At 41.8% G+C, this 25,011-nt stretch carries 22 protein-coding genes; 6 read left to right on the top strand and 16 right to left on the bottom strand.

The features are described 5' to 3' along the window. The first annotated feature begins 13 nt into the window (after window positions 1–13). The 3 genes from LKO28_RS13870 (at window position 14) to LKO28_RS13860 (ending at window position 3,678) form a co-directional block, all read left to right on the top strand. Entirely contained in the window at window positions 14–250 is a 237-nt protein-coding gene (locus tag LKO28_RS13870; protein WP_227695587.1) for a hypothetical protein, read from the top strand. Window positions 251–578: 328 nt separating this feature from the next. Then, window positions 579–1,394 (top strand): hypothetical protein, encoded by an 816-nt coding sequence (locus LKO28_RS13865; RefSeq protein ID WP_227695586.1) that lies wholly within the window; start codon window positions 579–581, stop codon window positions 1,392–1,394. Then, window positions 1,354–3,678, top strand: coding sequence for a hypothetical protein (locus tag LKO28_RS13860; RefSeq protein WP_227695585.1), 2,325 nt, complete (start codon window positions 1,354–1,356; stop codon window positions 3,676–3,678). The genes LKO28_RS13865 and LKO28_RS13860 overlap by 41 nt, the downstream gene beginning before the upstream one ends. Before the next feature lie 116 nt (window positions 3,679–3,794). Here LKO28_RS13860 and menA read toward each other — a convergent pair whose 3' ends face one another. Then, window positions 3,795–5,327, bottom strand: coding sequence for a 1,4-dihydroxy-2-naphthoate octaprenyltransferase (gene menA, locus LKO28_RS13855; protein WP_227695584.1), 1,533 nt, complete (start codon window positions 5,325–5,327; stop codon window positions 3,795–3,797). A 466-nt stretch (window positions 5,328–5,793) separates the two neighbouring features. Here menA and LKO28_RS13850 point away from each other — a divergent pair, with 466 nt between their 5' ends. Beyond that, complete coding sequence (locus tag LKO28_RS13850; protein WP_227695583.1) at window positions 5,794–7,161, top strand: NAD(P)-binding domain-containing protein; 1,368 nt, start codon at window positions 5,794–5,796, stop codon at window positions 7,159–7,161. Between the two features lie 55 nt (window positions 7,162–7,216). Here the strand turns inward: LKO28_RS13850 and trxA are convergent, their stop codons facing one another. The 12 genes from trxA to LKO28_RS13790 all read right to left on the bottom strand — a co-directional run bounded on the left by trxA (window position 7,217) and on the right by LKO28_RS13790 (window position 20,327). After that, window positions 7,217–7,510 carry a thioredoxin gene (trxA, locus tag LKO28_RS13845; protein WP_227695582.1) on the bottom strand — a complete coding sequence of 98 codons (294 nt, stop codon included), beginning with the start codon at window positions 7,508–7,510 and terminating at the stop codon, window positions 7,217–7,219. A 45-nt stretch (window positions 7,511–7,555) separates the two neighbouring features. Beyond that, a complete protein-coding gene (gene smc, locus LKO28_RS13840; protein ID WP_227695581.1) occupies window positions 7,556–11,092 on the bottom strand; it encodes a chromosome segregation protein SMC in 3,537 nt (1,178 codons plus the stop codon). A gap of 119 nt (window positions 11,093–11,211) precedes the next feature. Continuing rightward, window positions 11,212–11,535, bottom strand: a complete 324-nt coding sequence (locus tag LKO28_RS13835; RefSeq protein WP_227695579.1) for a metal-sulfur cluster assembly factor — start codon at window positions 11,533–11,535, stop codon at window positions 11,212–11,214. Beyond that, a complete protein-coding gene (locus LKO28_RS13830; protein WP_227695577.1) occupies window positions 11,532–12,797 on the bottom strand; it encodes a hypothetical protein in 1,266 nt (421 codons plus the stop codon). Before LKO28_RS13830 ends, LKO28_RS13835 begins: the two co-directional genes overlap by 4 nt. Window positions 12,798–12,894: 97 nt before the next feature. Then, window positions 12,895–13,827 carry an iron-sulfur cluster repair di-iron protein gene (ric, locus tag LKO28_RS13825; protein ID WP_227695575.1) on the bottom strand — a complete coding sequence of 311 codons (933 nt, stop codon included), beginning with the start codon at window positions 13,825–13,827 and terminating at the stop codon, window positions 12,895–12,897. Window positions 13,828–13,942: 115 nt separating this feature from the next. Then, window positions 13,943–14,713, bottom strand: a complete 771-nt coding sequence (locus tag LKO28_RS13820; protein ID WP_227695573.1) for an ABC transporter permease subunit — start codon at window positions 14,711–14,713, stop codon at window positions 13,943–13,945. Beyond that, window positions 14,703–15,443 carry an ABC transporter ATP-binding protein gene (locus tag LKO28_RS13815; RefSeq protein WP_227695572.1) on the bottom strand — a complete coding sequence of 247 codons (741 nt, stop codon included), beginning with the start codon at window positions 15,441–15,443 and terminating at the stop codon, window positions 14,703–14,705. Before LKO28_RS13815 ends, LKO28_RS13820 begins: the two co-directional genes overlap by 11 nt. Then, on the bottom strand, window positions 15,440–16,708 hold the full coding sequence (locus tag LKO28_RS13810) for a nitrous oxide reductase family maturation protein NosD (RefSeq protein ID WP_227695570.1): 1,269 nt from the start codon (window positions 16,706–16,708) through the stop codon (window positions 15,440–15,442). The genes LKO28_RS13815 and LKO28_RS13810 overlap by 4 nt, the downstream gene beginning before the upstream one ends. A 59-nt stretch (window positions 16,709–16,767) precedes the next feature. After that, window positions 16,768–17,214 (bottom strand): nitrous oxide reductase accessory protein NosL, encoded by a 447-nt coding sequence (locus LKO28_RS13805; protein WP_227695568.1) that lies wholly within the window; start codon window positions 17,212–17,214, stop codon window positions 16,768–16,770. Between the two features lie 2 nt (window positions 17,215–17,216). After that, window positions 17,217–17,819 carry a hypothetical protein gene (locus LKO28_RS13800; protein WP_227695567.1) on the bottom strand — a complete coding sequence of 201 codons (603 nt, stop codon included), beginning with the start codon at window positions 17,817–17,819 and terminating at the stop codon, window positions 17,217–17,219. A 12-nt stretch (window positions 17,820–17,831) separates the two neighbouring features. Beyond that, entirely contained in the window at window positions 17,832–19,808 is a 1,977-nt protein-coding gene (nosZ, locus tag LKO28_RS13795; protein WP_227695565.1) for a Sec-dependent nitrous-oxide reductase, read from the bottom strand. Between the two features lie 42 nt (window positions 19,809–19,850). Then, window positions 19,851–20,327, bottom strand: coding sequence for a c-type cytochrome (locus tag LKO28_RS13790; RefSeq protein ID WP_227695563.1), 477 nt, complete (start codon window positions 20,325–20,327; stop codon window positions 19,851–19,853). A 266-nt stretch (window positions 20,328–20,593) separates the two neighbouring features. Between LKO28_RS13790 and LKO28_RS13785 the strand changes: the two genes are divergently transcribed. Further along, window positions 20,594–21,202, top strand: a complete 609-nt coding sequence (locus LKO28_RS13785) for a Crp/Fnr family transcriptional regulator (protein WP_227695562.1) — start codon at window positions 20,594–20,596, stop codon at window positions 21,200–21,202. Window position 21,203: 1 nt separating this feature from the next. Beyond that, entirely contained in the window at window positions 21,204–22,445 is a 1,242-nt protein-coding gene (locus LKO28_RS13780; RefSeq protein ID WP_227695561.1) for a hypothetical protein, read from the top strand. Between the two features lie 37 nt (window positions 22,446–22,482). Here the strand turns inward: LKO28_RS13780 and LKO28_RS13775 are convergent, their stop codons facing one another. The 3 genes from LKO28_RS13775 to LKO28_RS13765 form a co-directional block, all read right to left on the bottom strand. Further along, window positions 22,483–23,220, bottom strand: coding sequence for a DUF4397 domain-containing protein (locus LKO28_RS13775; RefSeq protein WP_227695560.1), 738 nt, complete (start codon window positions 23,218–23,220; stop codon window positions 22,483–22,485). A 154-nt stretch (window positions 23,221–23,374) separates the two neighbouring features. Beyond that, complete coding sequence (locus tag LKO28_RS13770) at window positions 23,375–24,499, bottom strand: DMT family transporter (RefSeq protein WP_227695559.1); 1,125 nt, start codon at window positions 24,497–24,499, stop codon at window positions 23,375–23,377. A gap of 1 nt (window position 24,500) precedes the next feature. Beyond that, the gene (locus LKO28_RS13765) at window positions 24,501–24,989 is read right to left on the bottom strand and encodes an Lrp/AsnC family transcriptional regulator (protein WP_227695558.1); all 489 of its coding nucleotides are present in this window, start codon (window positions 24,987–24,989) and stop codon (window positions 24,501–24,503) included. Window positions 24,990–25,011: the final 22 nt, after the last annotated feature.

Genomic DNA, 25,011 nt, shown 5'->3' with positions numbered 1-25,011 from the left:
AACAATAAAAGTTATGAAAAACAAAACAAACACAGCTGGTGAGCAACAAGCTTATCCATCCGAAAACACCCCAGAAATGATAAACCTGCCGGAACCACCCGAAATGAAAACCGAAGCCAATGTGGATGATACGACGCCCGATGAAGAACGATACTCGGAAATCGAAGACAGCACACTTTCGGACACTGATATTGCTGAACAGGCACGAAGGCTTGCGGTAAACTATATTAGGAGTTTACGGATATTTTAGTGCCGGCAGTATCTACAGTTCGGAGACGTTGAGGTGGTAAAAAGCATAACCTGTCTTTGTAAAACACGATACGGCTTTTAAAACAAACGAGATTAAATTATCAAAGCCACTTATTTAATATTTACAAGAATAATCCGTTCTTTGCAGCATGAAAAAATGGATGATACTATTGGTATTATATTTTCTTTATGCTTGCCAGTCATCAACTCCGCCCGTAGCTTTGTCAGCTTATTATTGGAAAACCCATTACAAACTTACAACCGTAGAACAGTCTTTTCTCCAAGAAAAGGAGATCCATAAATTATATATTCGATATTGCGATGTGGGCTTGAAAAATAATGAACCCGTCCCTATTGCTCCAATCGAATGGCGTGAAATCACCACACTGCCTAAAGAAATTGTGCCCGTGATTTATATTAAAAACGAAGTGTTTTTAAAACCCCACGTGGATATTAAAGATTTGGTGCAAAAGCTAAAAATATACGTGCAGCAAATCAATGCAAAAGCGGGGGTACAAACGCAACATGTCCAATTTGATTGCGATTGGTCACTACAATCGAAAGAACAGTTTTTTGAGTTTTTAACGGAATTTAAAAAGGATACCCAATGGTATTTATCGGCAACCATTCGATTACATCAAGTTAAATATTTTAAAAAAACGGGTGTTCCACCAGTAGATCATGGGGTGTTGATGTACTATAACATGGGAACGATTGCTCCAGTTGACGAAAATTCTATATACGATCGATCGATAGCTCAAAAATATGTAGCCCGTTTGAGCGATTACCCTTTGCATTTAGATGTTGCTTTGCCTATTTTTAGCTGGGGCGTACAAATCAGGGATCACAAAGTGGTAACTGTTATCGGAGGCATGCGCGAACAAGATATTCGCCAAGATACGGTATTTAAAAAAATCCAGGATTTCACCTATGAAATTACAGAAGAATACGTGTACAAGGGACGTTTGCTTCAAAAAGGCGATCGCATAAAAATAGAAGAGGTCTCTGCAAAAGATTTACAACAAGCCACAAAAGATTTATCAACGTATATTAAACCACGCGAGGTTATTTTATATGATCTCGATGAAAAAAATATAAAATATTATGAACAAGAAGTTTTTAAAACTATTCGTCACGGCTATTAGTGTTCTCCTATCTTCTTGGGGAATCTATGTTTACGGATGTGCCGACGGATGGTGGGGTGCTTACAATTCTGTTTTTTCGCCAGAAATTACGGTAAATCAATCGTCCTATCAACCATTTTTCTATGATGCTGAAAATTTATTTTATTCAGGTGATGCGCGTTCGGCTCAACAACAATTTCTCGTAGAAAATGTACAAGACTGGAAAACTTATTTGGGGACATTCGCTACCGAGGACGCCTTATCTTATTATTTGTATAACGATACTGTACCCGAATATTTAGATAACTGGAGGGTTGCTGTCCAAAACAATAACACGTTCGAGTTGCCTTATCTATGGGATGTCAAGGATCAAAAAGTGAAAAACTTTTTTATTTTTCTACAGATAGCGCGAGGAACCGAACAAATTACCAATCAAACGTATGATTATTGGGATTATGACAATCGGCAGCAATTAAAAATGGAAGCGCATAAAATAGTTGCGGTTGAAAATTTATATAATAAAATTTCGTCTACTGATTCGTTTTTCAAAAACAGGATGTGGTTTCAACTCATGCGTTTAAAATTCTATTCGGATAATATACAAAGTGCTATTACCTTTTTTGATCAAACCCACAAAACTCAACCTAAAAATACATTGTATTATCGCGCGTTACACTATGTAGCTGGGGCAAATAAATCGCAGGGAAATTATCAAAAGTCGAATGAGATTTTAGCGCAATTGTTTGACGAATTTCCATTGTTGCAACATGCTGCCGTATTTGAATATCGCCCGATGACGCATAAAGAAGTAAAAATAAGCATTCAAAAATTGCAACCCGCTCACCAAGCAGCCTTCTGGGCAATACAAGGATATTACGGTGACGCATTAGATGCTATGAAAGAAATATATGCCGTTGATCCGTCATCTAAACATATCGATTTTTTATTAACGCGTTACATTAATATCATAGAGAGCCAAGTTAATATTTACGGAGATTCCTGGCAACCTACGGCTATGAAATCGGTGAATGATTTTCGGAAAAAGATGAAAAAGAACGTAGACGCTGCTACATTCCATTGGGTTCAAGAAGTTGCTAAAGAAGGTAAAGTGACTAATCCTTTTTTGTGGCAAGTAGCGAGTGGTTATTTGGCAAGTATGCAGACAAAATTTTCAGAAGCTACGGGTTATTATTTAAACGCAAAACAATATGCAAAAACGGATAATCAAAAAAATCAATTGCGTTTACTTAATCTCATGAACGAAATTGCCAAAACTGATAAAGTCGATAAAAAAGTCGAAGCTCGTTTGTTGGAAGATTTAAATTGGTTACACCATGAATTACCGAATACTGATTATTCAAAAGTGGAAGACATGAGATATTCTTATGCGATTACGTGGAGTAAACAATACTTATCTATGCTTTACAAACAGCAAAAGAATGACCTGTTTGCAGAAGTGGTGTTTTCGAAAGTGGGATTTTATAAAAATCAAAAACAATCAGAAGCTATGGAACAGTTTCTTTTAAAACCGAATCACAGCGCATGGGAAAGATTATGGATTGATCTGTATGAATTCAAATTGGCAGATATTTACGAAAGCCGCGGAATTTATCTCTTTTATCAGGATAAGATTGATGAAGCTCTTGCCGAATTTGAAAAAATTACGCCGTTTGAACGTAAAACCTACAATTGGGAGAAAGAAAGGGACGAAACCCAGCTCGTTGATTATAGAACAATCCCCTTACCCGGAAATCCTTTCAACGGAAAAATAAAAGACTGTAACGATTGCGAGCATGCCGCCAGACAATCGATCAAATATTCATCGTTCGATTTGCTTAAAAAAATTAAGGAAATGAAAGCGAAAATTGCGATAGGAGAGGATGTGTACAACAATGCCCTTTTGGTAGGAAATGCTTTCTACAACGCTTCATATTTCGGAAATGCGCGTGCTTTTTATCACAACAGTATTATTAACGAGTACGGAAATAGCATTTCGAAAGAGCACGAAAAGATGCTTTACGGCATGGGAAATGTGAAAAAATATTACACATTGGCTCAGAACGCTGCCGAAACGAGTGAGCAAAAAGCTAAAATAGCATACATGCTGGCTAAAGTAGAACGCAACGATTTTTATAGCAATACCTATTTTATACCCAATGAGTATTATTCTGGCTATGGAAACAATGTGATGATTCGTAAATGGAAAGGTTTTGAAGAGTTAAAGAACAATTACAGCGATACAAAATACTATCAAGATGTTATTGCAGAATGCGGTTATTTCCGTAAATATTTAGGGTTACAGTAGTGTTTAGATAATAGAGTATTATTGGTTTCCCCGAATAAAATTCGGGGAAACGAAACGATAAGCGGTCCATCTTATGCAAGATCGTACACGCGTAGGCTGGCAAGCTATAAAATCATCTATCCCTTCTCCTTGATAGAAACCCGAAAGTTAATCATCGTTTTTCGCTGGCGCTCGATGTAGTTCCATACCCAGAAAATAAAGACGAGAGAGGCTATAAAATAAATCAACGGATACACAAACCCGAATTCCGTTAAAAGAAATGCGAAAACCAGTAATAAGCCCGTGAACAAATGAGTTATTGCGGTATGGGCATTTGCAGGTACTAAATCGCCCGGTGTTTTATCATGATTTTTATGGGCATATCGAATAGCTTGAAAAGTAAAAGGAGCCGATAGAAAAGCGACGTATAAAGTCAAGGGGACAAAATTAAATATCGGTAATAGGGCGATGATTACATAAGCTAATACGAAATTTACAATTAATACGTTTTTTGCTTTCCGTTTTCCCAAGCGCACAACCAGCGTATTTTTATTAGATTTGATGTCGGAGTTGACGTCCTGAAATTGGTTAATTAGTAGCACATTCGAAATTAATATAGCGACTGGCAAAGAAATTAAAAACGACGCAATAGAGAAATAGCCAGTTTGTACATAAAAAGCCCCCATCGTCATCATGACCCCGAAGGTCGTTGCAATCAAGAATTCAGCTACCCCTGGCGCTAAATTTATAAAGGAAAACTTTCCACTTTCATTCGTATAGAACAACCCGGCAAGAACCCCGTAAAGCACGAGTGGCACAAGACCCCATCCGCTAACAGCAATCAAAAAGATACCGATCAGCAGCGCAATACAGCTTAAAGCAATTCCAACGAATCCCATATCTCCGCGTGAGATCAATCCTAACTGGATCATCCTAGATCCGCCGGTAAAAGGACGTATACCTTCCACGTTTTCACTATCACGTTCAGCATCTTTCCAATCATTGATCATATTGGTGCCCGCCTGTACTAACAGACCACCCAACAACGTCAGAAAAAATAAAAAGAAATTAAAGCTCCCTGACGCTGAGTAGGCAAACGCACCACCTACCATAATAGGCACCAAAGAGGCCGTAAGGGAAAGTGGCCGTACAGCTTGTTTCCAAGCTCTTGCTTTCGCCTTGACATCATCCCAGGAACTGAAGGATTCGCGATTTTCCGGAAACTCAAATATGGTGGGCTTTTCTCCCTGTAAAATCTCCGGAACATAGCGGTATTTTACGGTAAACGGCTTTATTCTAATAAATTCGAGTCGGTCTGTTGCGCCTATTTTTATGAAATTTGCGACGATCGGTGAACGTGTAGACATCAAATCAATGATCTTTAAACGATCAGCCTTATCGTGTACAATCTCTGCACGCCCGATAATTTCACATTCTTCCATTTCCAAAAACGTGTCTCCCTGATGGATCAGCAAGGCCGTCTCGGGAATATTGCTCCACTGGATGACTTTTGGATCACCTTTCATGCTGCTCACATAAATATTAAAATCTTCGTCGGCGCCAAAATGCATCATCCGTTGTCGTGGAGTCCCCATATTTGAAGTGCCCACTGCTGCCACTTCCGCTCTCGAAAGGTATTCGATCACTTCTTGTTTGCTACGTTCTGCCATAGGTCAAAAATACAACAATTCTATAAATACGCTATCTTAAAACTTTGTCACTAACTTTTCCGTAAACTATATGAGGGCGTCCGATATGAATTAATATTCGCTAAGGTTTCGATAGATATTTTATCCTGATAGTGCTTTTCAATGTTTGCTTGCACTTTTTTGATGGCCTCGTCTCAGTGGTTTCGCTGGCCTTTAAATATCGCGAATTGGGATTAATTCTATGAACGTTAGCCGTACCTAGGCGACCGACCGCTAGGCAAAATTTGCTTTTATAGAAATTTTTGTGTATATTTGTTAACATGCATAGCGCGCGAGCGCTATTTTCTATTTGTGCCATTCAGGTAATGGACATCTATTTGAGAAGAAATTCTCATCAAGAATCTTCCTCTATAGGAGGGGATAAGAAGCTTAAGGATTTAATTTTTATATTTTTAACAGCACGATTTATCGTGCCTAAATTATTTATATGGCTAATTTTAAAGTTGGTATTATCGGTGCAGGCCCCAGTGGACTGGCCATGTTAAGGGCATTTGAATCTGAACAGAAAAAAGGTAATCCGATTCCTGAAATTAAATGTTACGAAAAGCAGGAAAATTGGGGTGGTATGTGGAACTACACCTGGCGTACAGGCGTGGGGAAATATGGCGAACCAATTCATGGTAGTATGTATAAATACTTGTGGTCCAACGGTCCTAAAGAATGTCTGGAATTTGCAGACTATACCTTTATGGAGCATTTTGGGCAGCCTATTTCTTCCTATCCACCCAGAGAAGTGCTTTTTGATTATATACAAGGCCGGATTAATAAAAGTAATGCGCGCTCCTTTATACAATTTAATACCGTAGCTCGTTGGGTAGAATATTTGGACGATCAACAGCAGTTTCGTGTAGTTTTCGATAATCTTGTGAAAAATGAAACATTCGAGGAGTACTTTGATTACCTCGTTGTGGGTACCGGGCATTTCTCAACGCCTAATATGCCGTACTTCGAAGGAATTGACCAATTTCCCGGTACAGTGATGCATGCGCACGATTTCCGGGGTGCAGATCAATTTATTGATCAGAAATTGTTATTGATTGGTAGTAGCTACTCGGCTGAAGATATCGGCGTACAATGCTACAAACACGGAAGTAAATCCGTCACCATTGCGTACCGTTCTACACCGATTGGCGTACAATGGCCAGAAGGTATTGAAGAGAAACCTTTGGTAACACATTTTGAAGGTGACCGAGCTTTCTTTAGTGATGGTACAGACGAGCAATTTGATGCGGTGATAATGTGTACGGGATATCAACATAAGTTTCCATTCCTTCCAGATGAGCTACGCTTAAAAACGAAAAACTGTCTGTATCCCGATAATTTATATAAAGGTGTTGTATTTAATGAAAATGAGCGCCTGATCTACTTAGGTATGCAGGATCAATATTACACCTTCAATATGTTTGACGTTCAAGCATGGTATGCACGCGATTATATGTTAGGACGGGTAAGTTTACCTGCTAAAGCAGAACGCGATGCTGATATCAAAAAATGGTTGGATGACGAGGCAAGTACTATTTCGGCGGAGGATCATGTTGACTTCCAAACAGACTATATTAAAGATCTGCTCGCGTTAACGGATTATCCGATGTTCAACCTGGATAAGGTAGCCGAGATGTTCAAAAGCTGGCTTAATGATAAAAAGGTTAACATATTAAATTATCGCGACCAAGTGTACACATCCGTCATGGACGGCACACAAGCAGAACCTCACCATACGCCATGGATTGAGGAGATGGACGATAGTTTAGAACGATATCTGCAACAGGACGAGGTAATGGAAAAGGTAAGTTAATTTTATAGTAGAGCGATTAGTAAGAATTTCCCGGTTACAGAAACCGGGATTTTTTTTAACTATTCTCACGAAGTAAGCGCTCGAGCTCCGCACCCGCTACTACACCAGATTGTCTCCAGCGGATCTCTCCTTTTTTAAAGAGGATAAGCGTAGGAACCCCGCGTACTTGATACCGAGCTGCAACAGCCGGATTTTTATCCACGTCAATTTTTAGGATGGCAGCGGTATCGCCCACGCGCTGCTTAAGCTCTTCGAGTATCGGGGCTTGCGTTTGGCAAGGACCGCACCACGTTGCGAAAAAATCAACGAGTACCGGTTTGTCTTGATCAATGATGTCTTGAAATGTCATAATAAACGAATGTAAAGATATAACGCTAAACCAGCAAATTTGTTCTTATGCTACATCTCTTAAATCGACTGGTACCACCCGCGATACGCCTTGCTCGACCATCGTTACACCGTATATAATATCTGTACTCGCTATCGTGCGTTTGTTGTGCGAAACGATGATGAATTGCGAGTTTTTCGAAAAATCTTTAACGATGTTATTGAACTTATCAATATTCGTGTCATCCAAAGGAGCATCTACTTCGTCGAATATACAGAATGGAGCAGGCTTTAGCAGATATAGCGAGAATAACAATGCCGTAGCGGTTAGCGTTTTCTCACCACCCGAGAGCTGATTGATGGATAATGGGCGCTTGCCCTTCGGACGGGCAATAATGTCGATGTCAGACTCCAGCGGATGGTCCGGATCGGTTAAGACCATGTCGCAAGAGTCCTCCTGATTGAATAACGAGCGGAACACCTGCACAAAATTCTCTCGAACCGTATTGAACGCATGCATAAATTTATCGTTAGCGGTTTGGTCGATTTCGTTTATGGTAGCCATCAAGGACGCTTTTGCATCAAGTAGATCATTCTTCTCTTTCGAGATAAACTGGTGTCGTTCCTGGATTTCATCATAGGCCTCTTTTGCCATCGGATTGATCGTTCCGTAGGCATCCAATTGTTTTTTAAGTTTATCGCAAGTCGAGGCCAGTTCGTCTTTGTCTACCGGAATCGCCGGCATATCGCCTTCGAGCAACGTATGTATATCAATATTGAACTCCACCGATAGACGTTCTTTTAAGCTGTTGAGGTCAATTTGTAAAGCAGTCTTCTTATCTTTCAATTCGGATAACAAGAAGTCGTCCTGATCTTTACTACGGCGGCACTGGGTAATCTCTTCTTCTAACTCGTTAATGAGGCCACGGGTCGTATAAAAATCCTCTTCAATTTCGGCGAGCCCTTTTTCAAGCGCTTCTTTTTGCGCATACATCGCGACCAAATCGTCATCCTCATGATCCACCGTACGTGCAGCCTCTTTCATGTCGACCTTCACCTGTTCATATTCCAAAGCATTCTTGGCTACCCGAGCTTCGAAGGCTTCCTGCTGACTTTCCCGGTATTCTAAGTCTTTTTGTAAGCTGGATACTTTATTTTGCTGCTGGTGAAAACGGATATTTTCTTCATTAAAAGCGGCCGATTTATCATTGAGGATCTCCACGATTTCTGCATGGGTCTGCTGCATTTCCACCAATTGTTTTTGGCTCGAAGCCGCTTCAACTTGCAATATTTGGAGTTCCGGTTCCGTCTTTTGTAGCTCGTACTGGATAACCGTAATTTTACTTTCGATATCCTGTTTTCGGTTTTGGCTGTTGGCAATAAACGTTTGATATTGTTCCTGTTTGGTTTTTACAGAAGTCAATTCATTATTCAAACGACTTAACACCATACGGAGCTCGTCGATAAGATCTTTTTGAGAGGCAACACGCAGCGTCGCCAATTGCTCAACACCCTCGGCTTCGTCTTGTTGGAGTTTTTCAATTTTTTGATGAAGTTCCTTAATTTCCTTCGTGAGATTTTCCAGATTCTTTGCTCTACCGATACGCTTACCTTCAAATAGCCCCACGGAACCACCATTTAGGCCCAAACGATTTTTAGCGAATTTTCCCTCGGGATGTAAGATAACCAGATCATCGGCAGGTAAGCCTTCCTCTAAACGATCAGCTGCTTCCGGTTTTAGTATAAACACGTGCTGTAAAAGTTGCTCACAAAGCAACGTGTATTTTTTATCCACCTTAATAACATCTAAAGCAGGGATAGCGTTTGCAGGTGTATCGGGCCTGCTTCTCACCGACTGAATAGCATCTAAAACAAAGAAATTTGCTTTTCCGCGGGAAGCATCACTCAATAACTGAATCGCTTGCACCGCTTCCTGCTGATCTTGCACCACATAGTGGTTCATTACCGATTCTAAGTAATTTTCAATCGCGACACGGTATTCTTCCTGACAGAAAAGAATATCGGAAAACAGCGGATAGGATTTTTTCCATCCTGCATTCTTGCGTAGAAACTTGATAGATTCTGGATATCCTTCTAGGTTGTCGACGAGCGACTTCGTAAGGTTGTACTCATTTTGCTTCGCATCGATTAAACGAGACTCCCGGTTTAGTTGAGCACGTGTTTCGTTCAGACGCTCCTCAACAGCCTGTATTTGCTGTTGCAATTCCTGCTCCGCTTGCATAGCGGCATCATAACGATCTTTTTGGGTATCCACCTGCTGCTCCAGATCGTCTACTGCTTTATTAAAATCACCGAGTTCTTCTACTTTAGTAGAGGTGTCGGTCATCGTGCGTATAGACTCCTGCTGTAGCGCTTCTTTCTGAATATGCAGAACCGCAATGTCTTTTTCTAATTTATAGATGTTGTTTTGAAGTGCATTGCACTGTTCTGTAAAGTTATCCAGTTTGACTTTAGCAGACGACTGTTGTCCACGTAGCTCTTCCACCTCCGTTTGCTTCCGGTCAATATCTAACCCGAAAACATCCAATTTCCCCTGCTCTTCAAAAAGCTCTTCATTTAGCCTTTTGATCGTATATTGAACATGCTCCAGTTGGTTCCGGTCATGATTAAGTTCTGCAGTAATTCGGGTTTCTTTTTCCTGTAGATGAATGATACGTTCGTTCTTAATTTTTTTATCCGATTCGTAGGATCGAATTTTATTGATATAAGCTTGGGTGCTCCGCTGTTGTGTCGCCAGATTTTTTTCTTTGGCCAGTATATCTTCCCGCAACGTCCGTAATTGGTTTTCGTGGGCCTCGACTCTTGTCGCAGTCTCCTTAATGCGCTCCTGTTGTACGTTTTCTTGTTCGGCGATACGTTCTAAATCCGTACTAAATCCTTCCAGCCGGTGGTACGCCAATCCTATACTAGCTTCGCGATACTGTTCTTTAAGCTGAAAATATTTATCTGCTTTTTTCGCTTGTGTCTCTAGTTGCTTGAGGTTCTTATTGATTTCATAAAGCAGATCATCCACACGGTCTAGATCCGCCTCCGTATCTTTTAATTTTGATAAAGTTTGCTTCTTTCGTACTTTATATTTCGAAATACCCGAAGCTTCTTCAAATAGATTCCGACGGGAATTATCTTTATTATTAATAATTTCATCGATCATCTTCAATTCAATAATAGAGTAGGTGTCCGCACCCAGGCCGGTATCGAGGAAGAGATCGGTAATATCCTTTAAACGACATTTAACATCGTTCAGCCGGTATTCGCTATCGCCATTGCGGTACAGTTTGCGCGTTATGGTAACTGTAGAGAAATCGGTCGGCAGCAGTTTGTTATTGTTTTCAAAGGTTAGAGATACTTCGGCTAGATTAGCAGGCTTGCGGTTTACGGTGCCATTAAAGATGATGTTTTCCATTTTCTCGGAGCGAAGCATCCGTGTACTCTGTTCCCCCAATACCCATCGAATAGCATCTACCACATTCGATTTGCCACATCCGTTGGGACCAACAATGGCGGTTACACCCTCATTAAAGTTAATGGTAATCTTGTCGCCAAAACTTTTAAACCCCTTAATCTCCAATTTTACTAACTGCATACCTTCTGCCTTATAAAAAATGAACGGACGAAAATACAGTTTTTTACTTACTTTTTCTTAACTCCTCCGGAAGCTTCCCACACGAATCATTGACAGACTAGATAAACCAAGGGTCGGTTTTATAAACCCAATTGTTCTCTTCCGGCTGCGCTGATATTATCAATACTCCATTCGGGATCCCATACCAAATTTATTTTCGTCTGCCGTTTAGGAAAAGCGGTTGCTAAAACATTCATAACACCTTGTTCGATAGCGTCGCCCATGGGGCAATGTGGGGTAGAAAGGGTCATGGTTACGGTAATCGTTTGGGGTTCACTGAAATCGATTCCATATACCAAGCCCATATCGATAATATTGATGTTAAGCTCCGGATCGATAACCTCCATGAGGGCTATATTCGCCTTTAATTCTTCTTGCGCATAGGGATTTGTCAAAGATATCATAGCTTAATTTGATTTTTATGAAAAATAACGCGAAAGACGTTGTATCCGTACAGTAAAGAAACAACAACCCATACGACGCCTGCTATCTTTAACAGAAAAGACTGGTCCAAAACGATACCCAGACATAACATTGCCAAAGCGACAAGGTATAAATAGTATTGATAGGGAAGTATCTTCTCGTCGTAAAGATCTTTGGGCATAGGGATCTTCGTTTTGCCGTTTAAAGTTTTATAACGGCTGTTCCATACAATAAAGGGTAGGGTTTTAAAAGTCTTGCCGAGAATAATTCCTGTAATCCAGCCTAAAAAAATAAGCGAGCCATATAGTGAAGCCCATTTCGTTTGGGAGCTGATTAGAACGATGGGGATACATAGAAAAGCGAAACTCAAACAAAGTGAGGAGAGTCCCGCATGTTTCATCAATAGATCAATTTTTTTGCGTGCACGATGTTTATAGGCGTCTATGATATACAATAGCCAACAAACCGTCCCTGCCGCCACCAATAAACCATACAACAACGTCCGCAGACCGATAGGATTAAAATAACCGTCCGCGAGAAAAAGAATAAGCCCAACGTTCTGTAGGATCAGCGCCGCGTATAATAACTGTGTTTTCTTTGATTTTCCCAACAAAAACATCGGAATTAATTTTGCACCCACGCCACATATCAATTGTAAGAACCAGCCGACAATACCGGCGTGTGCATGTAGTTTGAGCACATCAAGGTGGTTCCGCGGTATAAACTGGTACCGAAGGTTTATAGCGAGTAACAAGCCGACCGTCGTAGTGAAACAGAGCCAAAAAGCGGAAAGGAGCAGGAAGTGTTGATTCACCTGCGATTTATTGGATTCATTACTCGTTTGGTAGATATTAAATGCGTATAAATAGCTGCTGCCGACTACGCAGCTCCCGGATACAATCATTAACCATCCCATATCAAACCACCAGAAGGACCAAATCATGCCACAGGTACCGATGGTCAAAAGGAAGTAGGAGAGCAGTGCCAGGGGTGTGCTGTATAACTCCCGTTCACAGATGACGGGAAGCAGCTGATACGCTGCGCCAAAAATAACCATCGTACCCCAGCCTAACGCGGCCGTATGGACAATTGCTAAAATGGATGGACTAAAATAATGTCCACCAAGCGTTGATGCGGAAAAGAAAAGTAGGGTGCACAGCAAGACGAAGAATAGCGCTGCCGTCCCGTAAAAAGGAATAACCGCAAGTTCTTTAGGTGCTTTATTAATAAATATATCTGCCATTTTGTTGATGCGTGTAACTTATCCAACCAGACGGGCTCTTTTTAGAGCAGCCGCCTGGTTAGTTAAGGAGTATGTTGGCAGATGGATTACATCTGCGTTAGTTAACGTGGAGTTGCTCACGGCATAGATCGATAACCTTCGGAAACAGAATGTTGTTTTCTAGATGGATATGCTGGAACAAATCCTGTTCAAAAGCTTTCATTCTATCGTAAAGGTAGGAGTAAGAATTGCACGCATGTGCCGGAAGTGCATAATCGCTTGTTATTTTTCTGAAATTAACCAATTCCGCACCTGCGTCCTCGTGTTCATGCTCCAATTCGTGGATAATTCGGTTGATTTCTTCCTCCTCTAGCGAAGCCAGATCCTTCGTTATGGGAAAGAGCAGTTCTTCTTCTTTCTCAATGTGCTGATACAGATCCGCCATGAAATCATGCGTGTTTTTCGCCAGTGCTACGAGTTCCGGACTTTCATTTCCGTGGCGTGAGGCTACTTTATTAGCCAGCTGTTCGATAATTGGACCGAATTCACGGATATAGCCGTGGTGTATATTTTTGATGTAGTCGGCGAGAAATGAAATGTCCCAGCCGTTAAAATCGAGATGTACCGAAACATTTCCTTGCGTCTCACTTTTTGCAAGTTCATCACGTAGCGCGTCTTCACTAAGACCTACCGTTGCCGCAGCGTCTTTTAAGGAAACTTTTCCTCCGCAGCAAAAGTCTATACCAAGTTTCTTGAATACTTCCGCTTTCCGCATATCGGCCGCTGCAATTTCTCCGACCGTTTCCTGCTTACTTTGGCCGCCGGTTTTAGCGATATTCACCCGCCACCATTCGGGGCCAGATTCGAGGTATTCCCAGGTAAAGATATTTCCTCTTTCACCCAGCAATTGATAGTACAGCGGCCGCGGATCATGGTCATTTAAAATTATAAATGACTCGCCGCCCTCCAAGGCATCGAAGTGTTCAAAAATGGTCGGATGTTTCAATCGTGGTTCGATCGTTGTGACGTTTAATATTGCTGTTTTAATCATGGCTTTATAGTTAAATATGAATTACTACGTAAAGGTACATGGTTGAAGGTTAGTGTTTTATGCGTAGACTCATATTCCTTCAAAAACGTGTCAGGTAGATGTCAGAATGAACCGATTAAAGATCTTTGCGCTTAAAGAATCGCGTAGCAAATAGGAGGGGCAATGCGATCCACAAAAACATCACTAGTCCGGTGATCAGCATCCCTGTTCCAGTACCGAAGAAATCCCGAAAGATAGCCCCTGTATATCCCATCATGGCAGAAAGATCGATTTCCAGCAAGATCAATATTCGGCTGATATCGATCGGATTCAGCATAGAAACCGCCACCATCAGTTTTTCGATCGGATAATCGGCGAATTGGAACAATAAAAACAATAGTAATGCATCGAATATCAGCGCGAAATACAACCATAAAATGATCGCTAAACCGATTCCTTTGGATTTATCGCGTAAGCGCACGGCTGTCCACATCGCGATCGATACAAAAATAAGCGATAGCAATAATCCACCGATCACCAAGGTAATCCCCGAAAGGCTATAGGCGAAGATCAGTGTTGGTAATCCCACGCCTACAAGGAATGCCGCTGCCATGGCCGTCGCTAGGCCAACAAAGATGCTGAGCCATATACTTTGACGTTTTAGGGGTTGGCTCACGAGCAAGGCGATAAATTCTTCGCTATTGTAAAGATATATGGTAGAAAATACAATGCTTACCAACGGAACAACAAAAAGCACGAGGTTCAGTAAACTAGCGATACTCTTATCCACATTACCTTCGATAAAGAAAATACTTAAGGAAAGCGCGAGAAGCACAAGCGTATAAAAGAAAACAGTGCGATTACGCAACAGATCGGAAATAACGTATTTAATGATTTTATTGTTCATGGATAATCTCTATTTGCGGGATGGATCGATGGCCCATGATATGGGCAATTGCTTTTGATAACTTATCAGTACCTGTATCGCTTTTTAAATCTTCCAACGATTTGTGGAACACCAGTTCCCCATCTTGCATGTAAATAATTTGGGAAACGAGTTCATCCAAGTCGCTTAATACATGAGAAGTAATGAGGATCAGTTTGTTTTTCTGCTTTTCGTACACGATTTTTTCTTTCAAGATTTCCGTCGCTAGCGGGTCAAGCCCAGCGGTAGGCTCATCCAGAATAAGCACCTTTGGATCAAACATAAACGCTAGGCAAGCACTAACTTTTTGCCGCGTGCCACCCGACAGGGTACGCATACGCTTGTCAAGCATTTTGTTCAGTTCAAACTTTTCGTACAACTCATTATCCAATAAGTGGTCGGGAGTTTTCCGTATATCGCGCATCATATCCAACACCTGGCCGATGCGCATGTTTTCCGGGTATTGTCCGATCTGGGGCATATACCCGATATCGTTTCGGTACGCCCATTCCTTGTTGATATTTTTGCCGTCAAAAAGAATATTCCCCGAACTAGGCACCACCATGCCCAAAATAGATTTTATTAAAGTGGTCTTCCCGCTGCCGTTAGGGCCAATCAGTGAAATACACTGTCCCGACGACAAGGAAAGATTGATATCCTTAAGCGCTTGGAGCTTGCCGAATTTTTTGGAGAGCTGTTCTATTTCAATCATTCTTCTACCCCTTTTCTTCTTCTAAATACTTCACTATTGCCGGTTGCTGATAATTTCTCCGTTTTGATCGGGAGCGGTTTCATCAACGGACTATCGTCTTTTAAATTTTCTGGCGTTAAACTCGGGATCATCTTTTCGCTGCGGTCAAACAGGGTGACCATAAAACTGCGGAAAAGCAACATCGCGGCCGGATAGCGTTCAATCAGCATAGAGAAAAGACTTACCGGATGATGCGGAACATCACCTATCCCGTTTTTATCGAGATCATACCCCTCATATTTATCCCAATAATTTTCCACGAAGGTATTGTTCAGCTTACCGCTATTTGTAGCCACATCAAACGTGTTCTGTATAAAGCTGTTTTTACGGAGCGTATTGTCCATACAGCTCGTAAATATCTTAATAGCCCAGCCGTTGTTCTCAAAACTGTTTTGCTCTATCAAAGTGCGGTTACTGCCCTCCATGAAGATACCCGTCGTATTCCGAACAAAGGTATTATGTTCGATATAGCTATCCGTGATATCTTTCAATAACAAGCCGTATGCAGCATCACCCCAATTTTCTTCAAACCGGTTATGCTCCATACGTACCCGTTGGGTATACATCACCGCTACGCCCGCCCCGTTAGACCTGAAGATGTTGTAATGATATTCATTATCATGCGAAAACATAAAATGCAAGCCATATCGGAGATTGTTTTGAGACAAGTTCTTCCGCACATGGGTATGCGTAACGAATTCTAAATATATCCCGTCCCGGTGACCGATAATTTCATTGTTAAGAATGGTGACGCTGTCGCTTTTCCATGCGTGAACGCCGTTTCCAACCAAGCGTTCCGTTTCCCCGTAAGTCCGCAATCGGTTATTTTCAACATGGCAATTTTTAACATTTTGTAAATAAATCCCAAAGAAATTATTGTCCAGCACGTTGTCCGTTATGCTGACGTTTTTTACGCCGTACACTTTAATACCCGCGACGTCGGTAAGGGCAGAATGACTCGAGTTTTTAACGGTGAAGCCTTTAAAGGTTATATTATCGGCCTTTATAGCCACCGGTTCGTGTTTTTGTTGGCCGTCGATAATGGGGTTTTCCAACCCGATTAAAGTCAAGCTCTTCGTAATCTGAATGGTTTCTTCCCGATAGTGGCCTCCATGTACAAGAATTGTGTCGCCAGGCTTTGCCTGCGCGATGGCACGATTTATGGATTTGCTGTTGTCGTGTTTACCTACATGAATGGTAGCGGCACGTGTTGTACCAGCTACCATTAATAAACAAAAAACACTGTTCAATAAAAAATATAAAAAAAGGTTTTGCATGCTCAGATTTATTCCCAAAGATCATCCCACAGTAAAGGTGTGCCACCCAGTGCGTTCAATGTGGCTTCCATATCCGCCTTGTTGGCGAAAGCAGCGATATCCCCCCGCATCGGGCTCTTTAATGCTTCACTTTTTAGATAAAACATAGTTTCGGCAGGCATTAATTCATTGCTTTTGAAATCGGGAAGATAGAATGCGGCCACGTCTTCACGGGCGATGCTTCCCTCATCTACGTAAGCAATCATACACTGCACATCATCAAAATTATAAGCACGTCCTTTTTGGGTGACTAGCTGGGTGCCGAATCGAGCATCGCTGATCGTCATCTTACAATAAACACACTGGTCTGTTCCGTATTTGATGGGATGCGGACCATTATTGCTACTGCAAGATTGCGTTCCCCAGAGTACGATGACACTCAAAATAAGGGTGAAAAGAAATCGAATTTTTGTCATGATTAAGGAAGTTTTTGTCGCGCTATCCGCCACTCGGCTACGCTGCAATAGGTTAACAATATACCACAAGCAATAAATATCCATCCGCCGATGTCAGGTATTGAAAATGCTAGAAAATTCAGCAACTGCTTATATCCGATTAATGGTGGCTGGTAAGCCATGCCCGGAACGATAATAGGTGCAGTGGGATCTAAGTTATGACCGTAGTCGTATAGCCAACTGTAGAAATCCACCATGGCTACGATCCCGAAAAGTATAAATGCCCCTAAAAGCAGATAAACCAGTTTCCTTCGCGCTAGCAGACCCGTTAGGATAAAAAATACCGCGTATACAGCGATAATATAGGGCAAAACTGTAAATTCAATGAAATCATCAGCTTTAAGCACTTTCATCCCGATATAATGGTTGAGTCCGTTGATAATCTCTACCTGCCCACCAAGCTTATAGCTATAAATGAACATTTCAAGTCCTTCGGGATATTGCGGAGCAATCAACTCAATACGCCATATCGGTAGTGCGATGACTGCAAACAGGGCCATACCGCTGATGATCAGTATGGCCCTATGCAATGATTTGATACGTTGTTGATTTTTAACGTCAGTCATTTGTTTGTGTTTTTATTGAGCCTGCTGGCCAGTATAGTATTTTATAGGAACGTTACTTCCTTTTGGCGATACTCTGGCGTAGCCGGACATCTCTTGGTGCAGTGCAGAACAAAAGTCTGTACAGTAAAATGGAAAGATACCAACACGGTCCGGAACCCATTTCAACGTAATTGTCTCTCCCGGCATAACGAGCAATTCGGAGTTGTTGTTTCCTTTAATTGCAAAGCCGTGCGGCATATCCCAGTCTTGTTCCAAATTCGTCACGTGGAAGTATACTTCATCACCAAGTTGTATACCTTCAATCACGTCAGGAGTCAGGTGAGAACGGATGGTTGTCATATATACCCGAACGATATTGCCGTTACGCTCGACCCGTGCTTCTGCTTCCCCATTCGTTTTATGCGGGTGCTCATTGGCATTGATGTCGTAAATTTTTACCGACTTATCTTTGATCAAGTCTGCCGGAATGGCTTGGGCATAGTGTGGCTCACCCAGTGTAGGGAAGTCCAGCAATAGCTCCATCTTCTCGCCACTGATATCAAACAGCTGCGCACTGTGAGCCAATTCGGGTCCGGTGGGTAAGAACCGGTCTTTTGTAATCTTATTATAAGCAACCAAGTACTTTCCATAAGGAGTTTTAGCGTTACCACCAGCTACCATCAAGTGTCCCACAGAATAGTAAGTCGGCTGTCTATCCAATACTTCCAACGTTTTTAAATCCCATTTGACCACTTCAGAAGAAACGAAGAACGAGGTGTATGCATTTCCTTTTTCATCAAACTCCGTGTGTAATGGGCCCAAGCCTGGTTTTTGTACCTCGCCGTGTAGTACCGATTCATAATTAACAACCGGGATACCACCGTAGCGTTCGCCTTCGAAATCAGCGCTGTTAATCGCTTTCTGTAGCTTTTCAAAACTGAACACCGGGATTAACGCGGCCAATTTACCACTACCCACGATGAATTCACCTGTTGGGCTAACGTCCGCGCCGTGAGGAGATTTAGGACAAGGGATCAAATAAGCAAGATCTTCAAAGTCCGCAACGTCTAATACGGTAACCTCTGTTTTCATTTCTGAAGTGGCCGTATGCGTTTTATGATCAAACTTGTTATGTGCATAGCGAACATTGGTTTGTTTTTTGCCTTTTCCAGCCTTGAAATATTCTTCAGCTTTCTTCCAATTGACCGCCATGATGAAGTCCTTGTCATTTTGTGACGCATTAACTTCCAGTAGGGTGTGCGCTTGCTCCGAGTTGTAGCAGCTAATAAATAACCAGCCATCAGATACACCTTTACCCGCGCTTGACAAGTCAAAGTTTAGTCCCGGTGTTTTTAGCTGAAACGCAATATTCATTTCGCCACTTTCTTTTTCGATGCTGACGAAGCTAATATGTCCCGTGAAATTCTGTTTGTACGAATCGATCGGCACATCGCTTTCAGGGCCATCAGGAGGTACACTAAAACGTGTCGCCGCGATTACATACTCCGAGTTCTCCGTTGTAAAGGGGGAACAGTGGTTACCACCCGTATTCGGGATCTCTAAAATTTCTGCCGTGGTAAAGGTAGTCAAGTCGATCCGCGCTAAACGTGGCGTATTGTTTGAGTTCGCAAACATCCACCTGCCGTCGGGCATACCCTCCGTAAAGGAAGACTCAATGTGGTGTAAATCATCCCAGGGTACAAATCCGTGCGAGGTCTGGAGCATAGGTTTGGTTTCCTCACTAAAGCCCCAAGCATTCTCCGCATTTACCGAGAATACCGGAATTTGTTTCAGTAGACGACCACTTGGAAGTCCATAAACGGTCATTTGACCACTAAACCCCCCAGAAGTGAACGTGTAGAATTCGTCGTATTCCCCAGGAGCGACGTAAACCCGTTCCGCTGCGTTGCCACTTAGCGCACCACCAGCTCCTTTCGGACGACAGGCCTGGAACGTGGAGGCCATTGTCGCGGCGGCGAGGCTTAATGTTAGATACTGTTTTAGTTTCATTATTTTACGTATTTATGCTAACAAATAATTGATTTCCGTTTGTTATTGTACGCCGTCGTTTTGACGCATAAACTCTAGGATGCTACGAGCCTCCTCATCGCTTAGATTCTGGTTAGGCATCCGAACCAAACACAATTCCAATTGTGCCTGTAGCTCAGGATCTTTGTCGATCATTGGATCCGGATTCGTGATGAAATTCATGATCCATTCTGGTTTGTGTTTTTCGGAGACCCCAGCCCATCCCGGTCCTACGAGGCGCTCGTCCGTATATTTGTGGCAGCTGGCGCATTTTAAGTCAGAAATTGTCTTACCTTCTTTTGCTAGTGCCACGTCCAATTTATCGCCTACCTCGACGGCATCAAATTTTCCTTCACCGCGTGTCGGATCATAGGCACTAGGATCGGATGTCGCCGATTTTTCTTCCGGAAAAGAACGTGTATTTTGTTGGTCGTTGTTCGTGTTTGACGTACAAGCATATAACAATATGCCGATCATGCCAAGTGTCATTAATTTTTTCATCGTATCTATTGTTGGTTTATCAAGTAAACATATCTTTTTTTGTTTTGTTTTACAAATCTACCGTGGGATGGGTGGTGCATTTTATGCGTTGGATCATAAAGTAGTTTTTACAAGAAGTTTGGTTGTTTTTTTTAGATGCTAATTTATTGTTTCATAGTTGTTTATGTGGTTAATTGATTCTTGTCACTTCTTGGGGTGATTTTGGTCAGTTGATTTATGCTTTATATATAGTTAATTTGTTGTTATATAAACTATAAACGCATCGCATGATCCCTGTCGATATACTTTTGGAAAACGGAGCAACTTATCGAAAAGCCGAACCCGGTGAACTGATCTTTAATGAAGGAAGCATTCCTACTTATTATTATCAATTGGTGACCGGGCGTGTTCGATGGAGCAATCTTTTGGATGATGGACGCGAAGTCCTCCATAAGATCGTAGAACCAGGCGATATCTTCGGCGAAATGCCCTTTTTTGACGAAGGGGTGTATGCCGCAAGTGCGATCGCTGATGTAGCCTGTACATTGTTGCGGTTAAGAGCAGATCGATTCAAACAAATATTAACAGACCATCCGGCTATTCATTTTGATTTTTCGAAATCAATGGCTAGCAACCTCCGTTTTAAGTTCATGCTCACAGATATTGTGAGCCGGAATTGTCCGGAGGATATTATTACAAATTTAATTCAATACCTGAATCAGGAACGAAAATTGATCTGTCAAGATTGTAATCGCTTAATGCTGACCCGACAACAACTCGCAAATATGACGGGGTTGCGGGTTGAAACCATTATACGAGCGATAAAAAATATGGAAAGAAACGAGCGGGTGAATATCGTAAAAGGTAAAGTTTTTATTCCCGCAGATGGTATATGAGATGATGAATTTTATTCAACAACGTAGTGTTCGTTACTGGTTAGTCGTAGCCGTTTTAAATCTTTTCCTAGTAGCCGTTCTAGGATTGTTGATGCGCTTGAAAGCCATCTTTCCCATGGCCTGGGTAAATCAAAAATTTATTATGCACGCCCATTCTCACTTTGCATTTTCGGGATGGGTTTCCCATGCGATAATGGTGCTCATGGTGATGGTCGTATTCCGTTTGCGGACGATGGATTCCTTGCCAACCCGTTATCAGTATACCTTGGCCGCCAATCTATTGGCGTCGTTTGGTATGCTTATTTGTTTTATTTTGCAGGGATATGGCGTTTATGCCATCATTTTTTCGACCCTGGTATTGATTATATCTTTTGTTTTTGCGGGATACGGATGGACAGATATTAACCGGTCTACGCTTCCACCCGTCATAAAATATTGGTTTAAAGCCGCTTTGTTTTTTTCTGTTTTATCCGCAATCGGTACCTTTGCCCTCGTTTGGTTGATGGTTACCCAGCAATTGGATCCACTAAAGCAATTAGCTTCGGTTTATTTCTACCTCCATTTTCAGTACAATGGCTGGTTTTTATTCGCTTGCGTGGGTTTGTTTCTCCATTGGTTACACAATAGCAGTGGGGGAGTAGCATGTAGCAAAAAACTGTTTTGGTTGTTTTTCTCCTGTGTGATTCCAGCTTATTTTCTATCTGTTCTATGGTGGAAAGCTTTTCCAGATTGGTTATATGCGGTAGTCGTCCTTACTGTTATACTGCAGCTGGTCATTTGGTATAAATTTTTACGTGATGTATTTCGTCTCCTGCAGGAGCGAAATGTATTTTCGCTTATCAATCCAACGACCAAAATTATTTGGGGAGGGGTGGCGCTAGCTATCGTTCTTAAGATCGTGTTGCAAGCGGCTTCCGTGGTCCCCGTCTTGAGCCAATTGGTATACGGTTATCGTCCTATCGTGATTGCCTATTTACATCTCGTGCTTTTGGTTATTATTTCACTTTTCCTATTGAGTTTTGCTTTTCAAATGCAAATACTGCATCGCAGCCGAGCAATCCATCGCTGGACCATTAGTTTGGCAAGCGGTGTGGTGCTGAATGAACTTGTTTTAATGGTGCAGGGGGTGGGCGGGCTGATTCGTGTATATGTTCCTTTCACGAATCAAATGTTGGTGGTTGCAGCAGGAGTTATCGTGATCAGTGTCTTTGCTATTCTATACAAACAAAAACGATATCAGTAGCAAGGTTGCACATGCTACTGATATCCGGAAATTCACTTTAATAATGTTCAACGACACCAATATATAGCGGTGTCTCCGAGTTGTCCGGTTTACCCATCAACATGATGGTATAATAATAACCACGTCGCAATTCCCTGTCTTCCCGCGTGACCAATTCATTGCCCGCAGCGTCCGTCACGGTAAACGTATACTTGCCGCTCTGTTGCGTCTTGAAAGTCTGATACGCTACCGCTGATGAGCCGGTCTCTATGGGTCTGTTGCTGTACAAGGGTTCATCTTCACCTTCGATATACAAATTCACGCCTTCCACATCCGTGGCCAAGTTTAAAAATCGAATCCCCGACTCATTGGAACCGATGTTTTCTATAGCACTATCCTGCGTCATGGCAAATTTAGGCTCCTCATTTGTGCCGTATACGAAGGAAGTATAACCATTATCCACTTTAATAGTAAGCGTCGTGTCTATCAGAATGTCTTGATCGGTTGCGTAATTTGTAATGGTTAATTTACGGCTACCGGGATTCAACAGGAGTGCGCCTGAAAATGTCTTGTATTCCAGTACCATCGGATCGCTGCTGAGCGGGTTTCCCACGATATTTCCGTCTAAACGGTACAGTAAGCCTGATTCTGCCTCAGTAAAGCCGTTTACGAAATACATTAAGCCTGCCGAAGGCATATTATTCCACGGTCCGTCGTCGTTATCTTTCAAACAACTACTGAAGGTGAAGATGCTGAGAAGCAATAAAAAACAAAATTGTAGGGATAACTTTTTCATTGTATTAAATCGTTTTACCATATCTTAATAGTCTCTCATAATGCTATTTACAACCTACTTGGGTGAGTAGTAGCTTATGCAAGCTTTATGTGTTGGATATGTTTTGGAATTAATACGGATCGCAAAAGGAAAATGCTACAGTATACATGCTTTTTTATGCAGAGGGATTATTTTTCTCTTTGCGCAATGCCTTTTTCTTTTCGTGTCTTTGGTTGAAGTTTGAAAGCTCCATGATGCGTGGGATACTGCTTTGTGGCGCCAATTCTCGAAGCCGCTTTATTCGTTTTGCACGCTTATAAAGCTTTCCATTTTTATTGTTTTTATAGAGCTTCCAATTCATGAGCAATACGCTCCCGAGCACAATAGCTAATCCGCCGATTTGTAGGGCAGTGACCTGGTGGTCGGTAAAGTAGTGTGCTAATAATAGAGCTACAATTGGATTTATATACGCGTGTGTACTGACTTCTGTTGCCGGCCGGTGCTGTAATAACCAAATGTAACTGCCAAATGCCAAAATAGAGCCCATTGTAGCTAGGTAAATAATACCGCCCCAATCTTCCAGAAGTACCTTATCGATTTCAAAGCGAGCATACTCTCCGTTTACAGCCGCGACCAAAGTAAACGCAATGCCCGCGCAGGCCATTTGCCAAGCCGTTTTGACCATCACGTGTAAATCTTCTTCACCACGTTTCTGCATCTGCTGGGCTCTTTTTTCACGACCATATTTAGCGATCAGCGATCCCACAGTCCATGCGATAGTTCCGCCAATTAATACGAACATCGCCGTAACCTTTATATGATTATCGTCAGCGGAATCCTGTGGTGCAAAAAGCTGTTCGGCAAACAACATAAATACACCCAAAAAGCCGAAAACTACCCCTAAAACAGTAGGTAGACTGGAAAAATTCTCTTTCCATTTGGGTTTATCAAACAAGACGAACCAGATCGCCGTAGCTGCGGCGATAATCGTCACAATAGCGCTCGAAATATATTGTTCTGCCCATATAATGGCGGCCATGTCCACGAATAGCAGTAAGAATCCGACAAATAAAGCGTCCCTTACCGCTGTTCTAGAAAAAAGTTTATACCCTTTCAAATAGCAGTAGCCCATCAATAACGAACCGGCTATGATAAAGCGTATAGAACCCAAAACAAAAGGGCTAAAGCTTCGCAAAGCCTTTTCTATAAAGAAAAAGGTAGAACCCCATACAATATAGACGACGAGATAAGCAAAAATAATGCTGCCTGATGCAGGTGTATTTTGATTTCTTTTTGTCATATTATTTATCTTCAATAGTCGGGATGACAAGTTTTTGCTCTTCTTTTACCGTTTCTAGTACGATGGTGGTCCGCGTGGAGATAATTTCTCCGATCTTTCCTAACGAATTACGCATGAGTTCTACTAATCCCTTCGCATCATTCGTGCGCACCTTAATCAAATAACCATCATCCCCTGCGATATCATGAACCTCTTGTACCTCCGGAATTTTGGCTAAGAGCAACCCTACTTTTTGGGTGCCAATTGGATCCTGTGCTTTAATAAAAATAAAGGATAATAGCTTCTGATCCACCGCGTCTGGATTGATTTTCGCATTGTACTGTAGAATAACCTCCTTTTGTTCTAATTTCTTGACCCGTTCTAAGATAGCCGACGGTGCCATACCCAATTCGCGAGCAATATCTGCATTGTTTGTGCGTGCGTTTTCCTGCATGATACGCAAAATCTGATAATCGATCTGGTCTAAGCTATAGTCGAGTTTCGTTGTCATGCCGCAAATTTACGGATAAATG

Source organism: Sphingobacterium sp. FBM7-1, assembly GCF_020687765.1.
Taxonomy (GTDB): Bacteria; Bacteroidota; Bacteroidia; order Sphingobacteriales; family Sphingobacteriaceae; genus Sphingobacterium.
The sequence above is the reverse complement of the archived record's forward strand: the minus strand, read 5'-3'. Positions and strand labels throughout refer to the sequence as shown.